At 66.3% G+C, this 11545-nt stretch carries 11 protein-coding genes; 5 read left to right on the top strand and 6 right to left on the bottom strand.

Going from position 1 to position 11545, the window contains the following annotated elements; all coding sequences use genetic code 11:
• Window positions 1–417 precede the first annotated feature (417 nt).
• Window positions 418–1017, top strand: coding sequence for an NAD(P)H:quinone oxidoreductase (gene wrbA / locus AruPA_RS14560; protein ID WP_265637461.1), 600 nt, complete (start codon window positions 418–420; stop codon window positions 1015–1017).
• Between the two features lie 82 nt (window positions 1018–1099).
• Window positions 1100–2023 (top strand): metallophosphoesterase, encoded by a 924-nt coding sequence (locus AruPA_RS14555; protein WP_265637460.1) that lies wholly within the window; start codon window positions 1100–1102, stop codon window positions 2021–2023.
• A gap of 432 nt (window positions 2024–2455) precedes the next feature.
• Here the strand turns inward: AruPA_RS14555 and AruPA_RS14550 are convergent, their stop codons facing one another.
• A complete protein-coding gene (locus AruPA_RS14550) occupies window positions 2456–3190 on the bottom strand; it encodes a GntR family transcriptional regulator (protein ID WP_265637459.1) in 735 nt (244 codons plus the stop codon).
• A gap of 134 nt (window positions 3191–3324) precedes the next feature.
• On the opposite strand from AruPA_RS14550, the gene AruPA_RS14545 reads away from it, so the two are divergent.
• Both AruPA_RS14545 and AruPA_RS14540 read left to right on the top strand, forming a co-directional pair.
• The gene (locus tag AruPA_RS14545) at window positions 3325–4512 is read left to right on the top strand and encodes an alanine--glyoxylate aminotransferase family protein (protein WP_265637458.1); all 1188 of its coding nucleotides are present in this window, start codon (window positions 3325–3327) and stop codon (window positions 4510–4512) included.
• Between the two features lie 75 nt (window positions 4513–4587).
• Window positions 4588–4965, top strand: coding sequence for a hypothetical protein (locus tag AruPA_RS14540; RefSeq protein WP_265637457.1), 378 nt, complete (start codon window positions 4588–4590; stop codon window positions 4963–4965).
• Window positions 4966–4977: 12 nt separating this feature from the next.
• Here AruPA_RS14540 and AruPA_RS14535 read toward each other — a convergent pair whose 3' ends face one another.
• Window positions 4978–5724: a hypothetical protein gene (locus tag AruPA_RS14535; RefSeq protein ID WP_265637456.1), complete on the bottom strand. Its 747-nt coding sequence runs from the start codon at window positions 5722–5724 to the stop codon at window positions 4978–4980.
• A gap of 92 nt (window positions 5725–5816) precedes the next feature.
• Between AruPA_RS14535 and AruPA_RS14530 the strand changes: the two genes are divergently transcribed.
• On the top strand, window positions 5817–6725 hold the full coding sequence (locus AruPA_RS14530; RefSeq protein ID WP_265637455.1) for a LysR family transcriptional regulator: 909 nt from the start codon (window positions 5817–5819) through the stop codon (window positions 6723–6725).
• A 16-nt stretch (window positions 6726–6741) separates the two neighbouring features.
• Here AruPA_RS14530 and AruPA_RS14525 read toward each other — a convergent pair whose 3' ends face one another.
• The 4 genes from AruPA_RS14525 to gcl are packed head-to-tail and all read right to left on the bottom strand — an operon-like array spanning window position 6742 to window position 11489.
• Window positions 6742–8013: a glycerate kinase gene (locus AruPA_RS14525; RefSeq protein WP_265637454.1), complete on the bottom strand. Its 1272-nt coding sequence runs from the start codon at window positions 8011–8013 to the stop codon at window positions 6742–6744.
• A gap of 19 nt (window positions 8014–8032) precedes the next feature.
• Window positions 8033–8920, bottom strand: coding sequence for a 2-hydroxy-3-oxopropionate reductase (locus AruPA_RS14520; protein ID WP_265637453.1), 888 nt, complete (start codon window positions 8918–8920; stop codon window positions 8033–8035).
• On the bottom strand, window positions 8917–9705 hold the full coding sequence (gene hyi, locus AruPA_RS14515; RefSeq protein ID WP_265637452.1) for a hydroxypyruvate isomerase: 789 nt from the start codon (window positions 9703–9705) through the stop codon (window positions 8917–8919). Before hyi ends, AruPA_RS14520 begins: the two co-directional genes overlap by 4 nt.
• Window positions 9706–9719: 14 nt before the next feature.
• Window positions 9720–11489 carry a glyoxylate carboligase gene (gene gcl, locus AruPA_RS14510; RefSeq protein ID WP_265637451.1) on the bottom strand — a complete coding sequence of 590 codons (1770 nt, stop codon included), beginning with the start codon at window positions 11487–11489 and terminating at the stop codon, window positions 9720–9722.
• Between the last annotated feature and the right edge of the window lie 56 nt (window positions 11490–11545).

The following is an 11545-nucleotide window of genomic DNA, read 5'->3' as shown; positions in this document are numbered from 1 at the left end:
ACAAGCTTCACAGCGCCACAGCAACCGAAGGATTGATTCTGAATTTGTTTCCGGGGATCATGTTCACCACAAACCGGGAAACCAGCTTTAGCTTATTCTCCACAGGAACCTGTCCAACCTACCGGCACCACCGCAGGCTGCCGCTTTCAGCGTGATTTCGCCTCTAGTTTGCCGCTGAGATTTTCTCCATTTTTGCTTGCGTTGTTGTTACGCTGAATGGGCGCGGTCCGGAGCGTAGCTCACTCTACGCTAACAAAAATTTTTTGCTTCTTTTTTTCAAAAAAGAAGTCTTCCTGCGCTTGCCTGCCTCCTGCTCGCACTTCGAAGCGGTAACAGGGCGGTCACGAAAATATCGTTTGATGTCGAATGAATGTGGGTTTATGTGCAGGGTTCGGCAACATCCATAGGAGTGTGATCATGGCGAAGGTTTTGGTGCTTTATTACAGCACGTGGGGGCATGTGGAGGCGATGGCGAATGCGGTGGCTGAGGGGGCTGCCGGGGCTGGGGCTGATGTGACGGTCAAGCGGGTGCCGGAGACGATGCCGGCTGCGGTTGCGGCTTCGATTCATGCCAAGACGGACCAGGCGGCGCCGGTGGCTGAGCCTGGCGAGTTGGCGGATTATGATGCGATTATTTTTGGCACGCCGACGCGGTTTGGCAATATGTGTGGCCAGATGAGGAATTTTCTGGATCAGACGGGGGCTTTGTGGGCCAAGGGGGCTTTGGTCGGCAAGGTGGGGTCGGTGTTCATTTCGACTGGCAGCCAGCATGGCGGGCAGGAGACGACGATTACCTCGTTCCACACGACGTTGTTCCATCATGGCATGGTGGTGGTGGGCGTGCCGTATTCGGTGCCGGAGCTGGGCAATATGGATGAGATTACCGGTGGCACGCCGTATGGGGCTTCGACGATGTCGAAGAGTGACGGGTCGCGGATGCCGAGCGCGAATGAGCTGGCGATTGCGCGGGCGCAGGGCAAGCATGTCGCGTTGATTGCGGCGAAGCTGGCGGCGTAGGGTCTGGGCTGACACCGAACTGTCATATGACAAGCGTCCCTGTGCGGGATATGGCGGGAGCTGAACCGAGCAGGGACGCATCATGACGATATCACGCCGCCGTTTTCTGGAGTCGGGTGCCGAGCTCGGCGCGATTTCGATGCTGGCGGGGGCGCCGGCGCTGGCGGCCGCGGGCGGTGAGGCGCGGTTTTTCGTGATCGGCGATTGGGGGCGGGACGGGAAGCACCATCAGCGTGCGGTGGCGGGTGCGATGGCGGCGGCGGCGGTGGCGGCCGATCCGGCGTTCATTGTTTCGGCGGGCGATAATTTCTATGAATCCGGGGTGACGGGTCTGCATGATCCGCAGTGGCGGACGAGTTTCGAGGATGTGTATTCACAGGATTCGTTGCAGCGGCCGTGGCATGTGATTCTGGGCAATCATGATTACCGGGGCGATGTCGAGGCGCAGCTGGCGTATTCGACCCTGTCGCGCCGGTGGGAGATGCCGGCGCGGTATTATGCGCGCAAGCTGGCGGCGCCGGGGGGTGGGGCGGAGATTTTCTATCTCGATACATCGCCGTTCATTCGGAAATATGCAGGCACGGTGACGAACACGGCGGGGCAGGACCCGCGGGCGCAGCTGGCGTGGCTGGAGCGGGGGTTGGCGGCGTCGGGGGCGCGGTGGAAGATCGTGATCGGGCATCATCCGCTGTACACGGCGCTGGGCGGGCATGGGCATGACCAGCCGGACATGATTGCGGCGTTCGAGCCGGTGCTGCGGCGGCACAAGGTTGCGCTGTATATCAACGGGCATGACCATTCGATGCAGTATGTCGAGATGGGCGGGATTGCGTATGTGACGACGGGGGCGGGGTCGCACACGTATCAGCCGGGGCCGGCGAGCCGGGCGGGGTATTGTTCGGGCGACCATGGGTTTCTGGCGGTGGCGGTGGGTGCGGCTGCGGTGCGGCTGGATTTTATTGACGTGCGGGGCCGGACGGTGTTCGGCAAGACGCTGGCGGTGTAGCGGCGGCGGTGCCGGGGGGCACCGGCGGTGTTACAGTATTGCACATTCCGGCGCGAAATTGTGTGGGAGGGTTGCCCTATATCGGGCGCATCGGGGGTTGGCGGATCATGCCGGCCGGGTTGCGACCGATCATCCATTTCTGGAAAGGGGCTATTATGTTGAAACTTGCTTCACGCTCTCCCGTTCGTGTGCGGCTCCGCAAATTGGGGGCGGCTTTGTTGATTGCGGGTCTTGGATTGTCGCTGTCGGGCTGCGTGGTTTATCCTGGGCGGCCGGGCGGGTGGTGTTACTGGCATCCGTATCGCTGCCGGTGAGGGGTGACGCGGCGGGCGGTTGGGCGTGTGTGCTTGGCCCGCCGCTGTTTGCCGTCAATCCTCAAGGAAGCGTGATATTTCGAGCCGAAAAATGAATGCAGAAATTTGCGGAGGTTGGTCAGGCCTGGGGTGAGGCCGGGGCGTCCGTGAGGTGGCTGATGACGGCGCGCTGTTTGTTGCGGAGGTGCTGGAACAGCAGGTCGCTGAGTTCGGCGCCGGCGCGGCGGTGCAAGGCGTCGAGGATCGCTTCGTGTTCGCGCATGGCTTCGCTCCAGCGGTCGCGCTTGCGATCGAGGTTGGCGGCGTAGCGGATGCGGCGGATGCGGTTGGCGAAGCTGGCGTAGCTGGTGGTGAGGGTTTCGTTGCGGGCGGCGGCGACGATGTGGTGGTGGATGGCCTGGTTGCACTGGAAGTAGCCGTGCAGGTCGCGCCGGAGGTAGCAGCCGTACATCTGGTGGTGGAGGTGTTCGATGGCGGCGACTTCGTCATCGGTGATGCGTTCGCAGGCGAGGCGGCCGGCGAGGGCTTCGAGGCCGCCCATCAGGTCGAGCAGTTCGGCGATGTCCTGGGCGGTCAGGCGGCGGACGCGGGCGCCGCGGTTGGGCAGCAGGTCGATCAGACCTTCGGCGGCGAGGACCTTGAGGGCTTCGCGCAGGGGGGTGCGGGAGATGCCGAGCATGTCACAGAGCTGGCGTTCGGGCACGCGGGCGCCGTCTTCCAGATTGCCTTCGACGATGTAGTCGCGCAGACGGACCAGCACTTCGCCGTGCAGGGACTGGGCCGCCTGCGGTGCGGCGGCGAGTTCGGGCTGGGCCGGGTCGGTGGGCCGATGCTGCAGGGAGGCGCTATTCATTGCGGGGATGGTAATCCATTGCCTGCGGGGCGTCGACCGGTAATTGCATTCAAAAATAACTTGTTTTATATCGAATAAAATGCGATATCATTCGTGAAAAGCGGATCGTCGAGTCCGGCGGGAGGAGGAGCACCATGTCAGTGCCGCAAGGTCATCATTTTCTGCAGATCCCCGGGCCGAGTCCGGTGCCCGAGCGGGTGTTGCAGGCGATGCACAGGCAGATCATCGATCATCGGGGCCCGGCGTTCGCGCGGCTGGGCCGTGAGGTGCTCGAGGGGTGCCAGGCGATTTTCCAGACCGCCGGTCCGGTGATCATCTATCCGTCGTCGGGCACGGGGGCGTGGGAGGCGGCGATCGTGAATACGCTGTCGCCGGGCGTCCGGGTGCTGATGGCCGAGACCGGGCATTTCGCGACGCTGTGGCAGCGCATGGCGGCGCGGTTCGGGCTGGAGGTGGATTTCATCAGGGGGGATTGGCGGCATGGCGTCGATCCCGCGGCGATCGAGGCGAAGCTGGCGGCGGATGCGACGCGCTCGATCAGGGCGGTGATGGTGGTGCATAACGAGACCTCGACCGGGGTGCTGAGCCGGATACCGGATATCCGTGCGGCGATCGACCGGGCGGGGCATCCGGCGTTGCTGATGGTCGATACGATTTCATCGCTCGGTTCGGCGGATTACCGGCATGATGAATGGGGCGTCGATGTGACGGTGAGCTGCTCGCAGAAGGGGTTGATGCTGCCGCCCGGGCTTGGGTTCAACGCGATTTCGGAGAAGGCGCTGGAAGCGTCGCGGCGCAACACGATGCCGCGCTCGTACTGGGATTGGCAGGAGATGCTGAAACCCAATGCGAGCGGGTTTTTTCCGTCCACGCCGGCGACCAGCCTGTTGTATGGGCTGCGGGAATCGATTGCCATGCTGCTGGAGGAGGGGTTGGCGCGGGTGTTTGCCCGCCATGAGCGGCTGGCCGCCGCGACGCGGGCGGCGGTGAACGCCTGGGGGCTGGAGATTTTATGTCTGGAGCCGTCCGAGTATTCGCCGGTGCTGACCGCGGTGATCATGCCCGCCGGGCACGACGCCGATGCGTTCCGCAAGATTGTGCTGGAGCGCTACAACATGTCGCTCGGCTCCGGGCTGAGCCGGGTGGCGGGCAAGGTGTTCCGCATCGGGCATCTGGGTGAATGCAATGAGCTGACGCTGCTCGGCGCGCTGACCGGGGTCGAACTGGGGCTCGCCGCGGCCGGGGTGCCGCATCGGCCGGGCGGGGTGGCCGCGGCGATGGCCGATCTGGCGGGGCGCAACACCGACCCTGCGGTGCCATAGGGCTGACCCGATCGGGCCATAAAATTGCCGCGCTCCAGGGGCGCTATGGCAGCCTGACTGGAGCGGAGACCGATCATGGATAAGTTGACGATGGGTGTGCTGGGCGCGATTGCCGGTGTGGCGGTGGCGGGTTCGGCGCAGGCGGGCACGGGGACGGATGGCGGCGGGGCGCAGGCCCCGGCGGGGGTTTCGTCCTATGCTGATCTGCTGGCGCCAATTCCCAATGCCGCTGCCGTGCTCAAAGCGGAGGACGAGGCGATGCGGGCGGCGCCGCACATCGAGCTGGCGCAGGCTTATCTGCAGTTCCAGTATGGGCCGCCGCTGCCGCCGCCGCCGCCGTATTACGGGTATCCGGGCCCGTATTATCACCATCATCATCACCACCACCGGTATTACCGGCCGCAGTTTCATCATCATCACCACCACCATCACCACGGGTATGGCCGCGGCTGAGGCGCGCGACGGTCAGGCGGGGTCGCTGGCTGAATGTTCGGTGCGGGATTTTTCGAGCGCGGCGCGAAGCAGCCGGCGGTAGGTGGCATCGAACACCGTGTCGCTGGCGGAAAGCCAGCGGGAGTCGGCACCCAGCGTGTCGCGGCTGGCGTGGATGCGCCGGCCGCGCAGTTCGCGTTCGGCGGCTTCGTCGTCGTTCATCGGGACCAGGGTGAAATCGGGCGTGGTCGGCAGGAACAGCATCTGCATGAACGGCTCGCCGGGGCGGAAGATGTGGGTGACGCCCGCCGGTGGCGCCTTGAACACCACGAAGGAAATCATCGGCCACCAGCTGGTGCGGAGCAACGCGGGGACGGCGAGCGGCACGTCGTCCGCCGCACTCGTGTAGTAGCGTGGATGCGGCTCGGTGCGGACGGCGATATCGTCATCGACCATCAGGTCGAGGAGGAGTTGATAGGTGTAATACCCGTCGCCGAACGAGCGGAACGGCGGCCATTGCAGGTCGGGATCGGGCGGTGCGCCGAAATCGCCCTCGAGCGCGACGCGGCCATTGCGGCGCGTTACCCGTAATTCGGTGTCGTAGGGGTAGAACAGCTCGATGCCGTACTGCGCGCCTTCGACGAAGGGCATGCAGTGCCAGGCCTGTTCCAGCGAACCGTCCTTGCGGGGTTGCGCAACGCCGCCCCAGCCCGGCACAATGAGTTTGGTCCGCCGGGGCGCGAGGCGGGGTTCGAACAGGCGGTATTTGACGATGGTCATGACAATCTCCCTCGATACCAGGTGCCGGTGATCATGACCAACGACGCGCCGATGGCAATTTTTGGGCAGACCCTGGCGCGGGGCGGTGTGTGGTGACGGGGTATCGCGATCCGATCGACATCTATCTGCTGCGGGTGCTGCATACGCTGCTGGTGGAAGGCAGCGTGACGCGCACGGCGGTGCGGCTCAACCAGTCGCAGCCGGCGATCAGCGCGGCGCTGAAACGGTTGCGCGATATCATCGGTGATCCATTGCTGGTGCGAAGCCGGTCCGGCATGGTGCCGACCGAGCGCGGGGCGGCGCTGCTGGAGCCGACCATGATTGCGCTGCATGAGATCAGCCGGATCGCGATGCAGCAGACGCCGTTCGACCCGGCATCGAGCCTGCGGCGGTTTCGGGTGGGATCGCCGGATTATCTGAACATCCTGCTCGTGCCGACGCTGGTCGAACGGTTTCGCCGTGCGGCACCGAATGCGGCACTCGAATTGCATCCGCTGTCGCCGGATTCGCATTTCGAGGCCGGGTTGGAAGAGGGCCAGTTCGATCTGGTGATCGGCAACTGGCCCGATCCGCCGGCGCGGTTGCACCGGCGCGACCTGTTCACCGACGACGTCGTCTGCCTGGTCGGGCGCGCGCACAAGCTGGCGGGGCGCGCGTTGACCGAGGCGGATTATCTGGCGGCCGCCCATGTCGCGCCGACGCCCTATTCTTCGATGCAGCGCGGGCCGATCGACACGCATCTGGGCCGGGCCCGGCTCAAGCGGCACGTCGCGGTGATGGTGCCGTATTTCAGCCTGGCTCCGTCGCTGGTGGCGAAGACCGATCTGATGTTCACCACCACCCGACGCTTCGCCACCTACCACGCGCGCATCCTGCCGCTGGCGATACTGGAATCACCGATCGATTTTCCGCCGGTGCACTATTATGTCCTGTGGCACGCACGCTCGCATCTGTCGGCTGAGATCCAGTGGCTGATCGCGCTGATCGCAGGCGCGGTGTAAGGCGATCGGCGCACGGTCAGGTGATCAGGATCGCGCGGAAATCGTTGACATTGGTGCGGGTGGGGCCGGTGGTGATCAGATCGCCGAGCCGGCGGAACACCGTGTAGCCATCGTTATCGGCGAGCGCGGCGGCGGGGTCGATGCCGGCGGCGCGGGCGCGGGCGATGGTGTCGGGCGCGAGCCGGGCGCCGGCGTTGTCCTCGGTGCCGTCGATGCCATCGGTATCGCAGGCGATGGCGTGGATGCGCGGATGGCCGGCCAGCGCGATGGCGAGGGCGAGCAGGAATTCCGCGTTGCGGCCGCCACGGCCCCTGCCGCGCACGGTGACGGTGGTCTCCCCGCCCGAGATCAGCACGCAGGGCGGGGCGGCGGGTTGGCCGTGGCCCGCGCTGCTCTGCGCCATCGCGGCCATGACGCGGGCGACGTCGTTCGCTTCGCCTTCGATGGCATCGCCCAGGATGAGCGGCGTGATGCCGGCGGCGCGGGCGATGCCGGCGGCGGCTTCGAGCGCGTGCCAGGGGGTCGCGATCATGACGCTGGTGGCACGCCCGAACGCGGGGTCGCCGGGTTTGGGGGTTTCGGCTTCGGGGCGGCGCAGCCATGCGGCGACCGCGGCCGGCGGTTCGATGCCGTAGCGGGCGAGGATGGCGACGGCCTCGGCGCTGGTCGAGGCGTCCGGCACGGTCGGGCCGGAGCCGATCACCGAGGGATCGTCGCCCGGAACGTCCGAGATCATCAGCGTGACGATGCGGGCCGGCGCGCTTGCGGCGGCGAGGCGGCCGCCCTTGATGGCGGAGAGATGTTTGCGCACGCAGTTCATGTCGTGAATGGGCGCCCCGCTGCGCAGGAGGGCGCGGTTGATCGCCTGTTTGGCGGCGAGATCGATCCCCGGCGCGGGCAGGGCGAGCAGGGCGGAGGCGCCGCCGGACATCAGGCACAGGACGAGATCGTCCGCGGTGAGGCCCTGGACCAGGGTGAGCATGCGGGCGGCGGCGCGCTGGCCCGCATCGTCGGGTACGGGGTGTGAGGCTTCGACCACTTCGATCCGGGCGAGGTGATCGACGCCGTGGCCGTAGCGGGTGACCACCAGACCCGTGAGCGGCCGGTCCGCGGGCCACGCGGCCTCGACCACCGCGGCCATCGCGGCGGCGGCCTTGCCGGCGCCGACGACGATGGTGCGGCCCCTGGGCGGCGGCGGCAGGTGCGGCGCCATGCAGTGGGCGGGCAGCGCGGCGGCGACGGCGGCGTGGAACATGCGTTCCAGCAGCGCGGTGGCGGGTTCGCTCATCGGGGCGGGCGGTCCGGGCTCAGGCCGCGCCGATCTCGTGGTTGGCGAGGCGTTCGAGCACGCGGACCATGCCGGAGTGATCCCACCCGGCACCGCCAGCGGCGCTGGCCGCGTTGAACAATTCCTGGCAGGTCGCGGTGTTGGGCAGGCTGACGCCGAGGGCGCGGGCGCCATCGAGCGCGAGGTTGAGGTCTTTCTGGTGCAGTTCGATACGGAAACCAGGGGTGACGTTGTGCGCGATCATGCGTTCGCCGTGGACTTCGAGCACGCGCGAGCTGGCGAAACCGCCCATCAGCGCGGCGCGGACGCGGGCGGGATCGGCGCCGGCCTTGGAGGCGAACACGAGGGCTTCGCCGACCGCCTCGATGGTGAGGGCGACGATGATCTGGTTGGCGACCTTGGTGGTCTGGCCCGCGCCGTTGCCGCCGATCAGGGTGATGTTCTTGCCCATCAGCTCGAAGACGGGTTTGACTTTGGCGAAGGCGGCATCCGGTCCGCCGACCATGATGGTCAGGCTGGCGGCCTTGGCGCCGACCTCGCCGCCGGAGACCGGAGCGTCGAGATAATCGCAGCCGAGCGCGTTGATGCGTTCGGCGAAGGTTTTGGTCGCGATCGGCGAGATCGAGCTCATGTCGACCACGATCTTGCCGGGCGCGAGGCCGGCGGCGACGCCCTGCGGGCCGAACAGCACGGCCTCGACATCGGGCGTGTCGGGCACCATGGTGATGATGATATCGCTGGCGGCGGCGAGGCTGGCGGCATCGGCGCAGGATCTGGCGCCGGCTTCGACCAGGGCGGCACTCTGACGGCTGGCCGCGAGCACGAATACCTCGTGGCCGCCGGCGAGCAGATGGCCCGCCATCGGCCGGCCCATGATGCCGAGGCCGATAAATCCGATTTTACTCATAGGACGTTCTCCGTGCGATAGGTGTTCAGCCAGCCGAGGCCGGCGGTGGTCGTGGTCGCGGGTTTGTATTCGCAGCCGATCCATCCCTGGTAGCCCAGATCGTCGATCAGATGAAACAGGTGGGCGTAGTTGATTTCACCGGTGCCGGGTTCGTGGCGGCCGGGATTGTCGGCGAGCTGGATATGGCCGATGCGCGGGAAATGCGCCTCGATGGTGCGGCTCAGATCGCCCTCCATCACCTGGGCGTGATAGATATCGTACTGAAGTTTCAGGCTGGGGGATGCGACCGCATCGATGATACCGAGCGCCTGATCGGTGCGGTTGACGAAGAAGCCGGGAATGTCGCGGGTGTTGACCGGTTCGAGCAGCAAGGTGAGGCCGGCCTGTTGCAGGGCGTCGGCCGCGAAGGCGAGGTTTTCGATCAAGGTGTCGCGGGCGATGGCGTGGTGCCCGGCGGCGACGATGCCGGCGAGGCAGTTGAGCGCGGGGCAGCCGAGGGTGGTGGCGTAGTCGATCGCGCGGCCGACGCCGTCGCGAAATTCGCTGGTGCGGGCCGGATCGCAGGCGATGCCGCGTTCGCCCGCCTCCCAATTGCCAGCGGGCAGGTTGTGGAGCACGAGGCGGAGACCGTGCTGGCCGAGCGCGTCCTGCACGGCGGCTTTGGGGAAGGCGTAGGGGAACAGGAACTCGACGGCGTCGAACCCGGCGCCGCGCGCGGCGGCGAAGCGGTCGAGGAACGGCAGGTCGGTGAACAGCATGGTCAGGTTGGCGGCGAAACGCGGCATGGTCGGCTCCTGTCCTAAAGCGCGAGGTTGGGATCGAGGCAGAGGATGTCCTCGAATTCGTTGACCGCGTCGATCTCGGTGCCCATGGCGATGTTGGTGACGCGTTCGAGGATGAATTCGATCACCACGGGGACCTGGAACTCGGCCATCAGCGCATGGGCGCGGGCGAAGGCATCCTTGAATTCATTGGGGCTTTTTACCCGTATCGCCTTGCAGCCGAGCCCCTCGGCGACCGCGACGTGATCGACGCCGTAGCCGCGGACGTCGTCCTGATCGGGATCGGCGTTGATGTTGTCGAAGGCGAGGCTGACCTCGAAATCCATGCTGAAGCCGCGTTGCGCCTGACGGATCAGGCCGAGGTAGGAATTGTTCACCACCACATGCAGGTAAGGCAGTTTGTGCTGGGCGCCGACCGCGAGTTCCTCGATCATGAACTGGAAATCGTAGTCGCCGGAGAGGGCGACGATGGTTTTGTCCGGGCAGGCGGCGCGCACGCCGAGTGCGGCCGGCAGGGTCCAGCCGAGCGGGCCGGCCTGGCCGCAATTGACCCAGTTGCGCGGCTGGTAGACGCGCAGGAATTGCGCGCCCGCGATCTGCGACAGGCCGATGGTGGTGACGTAGCAGGTGTCGCGCGGCAGACTCTCGTTCATTTCCTGATAGACGCGCTGCGGCTTGAGGGGCACCTGATCGAAATGCGTCTTGCGCAGCATCACCGCCTTGCGATGGCCGCAGGCGGCGGCCCATTCGGACCGGTCGCGCAGCCGGCCTTGCTGTTTCAGATCGGCGGCGACGGCGATGAACTGGTCGAGCGCCGCGCCGGCATCGGAGACGATGCCGAAATCGGGCCCGAACACGCGGCCGATCTGGGTCGGTTCGATATCGACATGCACGAAAGTGCGGCCCCGCGTGTAGGTCTCGATCGAGCCGGTGTGGCGGTTGGCCCAGCGGTTGCCGATGCCCAGCGCGAAATCGGCGGCGAGGAAATTGGCGTTGCCGTAGCGGTGGCTGGTCTGCAGGCCGACCATGCCGGCCATCAGCGGATGATCGTCCGGGATGGCACCCCAGCCCATCAGCGTCGGGATCACCGGGATGCCGGCGAGCTCGGCGAAGGCGACCAGACGGTCGGCGGCGTCGGCGTTCAGGATGCCGCCGCCGGCGATGATGACCGGGCGCTCGGCGGCGTTGAGCATGGCAATCGCTTTTTCGGCCTGGCGGCGCGTGGCGGCGGGTTTGTGGACCGGCAGGGGTTCGTAGGTGTCGTCGTCGAATTCGATTTCGGCCATCTGCACGTCGATCGGCAGGTCGATCAGCACCGGACCGGGGCGGCCGGTGCGCATGGTGTGGAACGCCTGCTGGAACACCATTGGCACCAGGGCGGGTTCGCGCACGCAGACCGCCCATTTGGTGACGGGGCGGGCGATCGATTCGATATCGACGGCCTGGAAATCCTCCTTGTACAGACGCGCGCGCGGCGCCTGGCCCGTGATGCACAGCATGGGGATGGAATCCGCCTGGGCGGCGTAGAGGCCGGTGATCATGTCGGTGCCGGCCGGGCCGGAGGTGCCGATGCAGACACCGATGTTGCCGGCGGCGGCGCGGGAATAGCCATCCGCCATGTGGGACGCCCCTTCGACATGGCGCGCCAGGATGTGGCGGATGCCGCCATCCGCCCTGAGGGCGGCATAGAGCGGGTTGATCGCGGCACCGGGCACGCCGAACGCAGTGTTGACCCCCTCGCGCCGCAGCACGCGCACCGCCGCCTCGATTGCTTTCATTTTGGCCATTTTACCCCTCCGTCGGATTGTTTTTGTTTGGTGGCTGAGCATTGCGCCCGCTGATG

Origin of the sequence: Acidiphilium sp. PA (genome assembly GCF_026191915.1) — a bacterium.
In the GTDB taxonomy this organism is placed as follows: Bacteria; Pseudomonadota; Alphaproteobacteria; order Acetobacterales; family Acetobacteraceae; genus Acidiphilium.
This window is presented reverse-complemented; position numbering and strand designations above follow the sequence as displayed.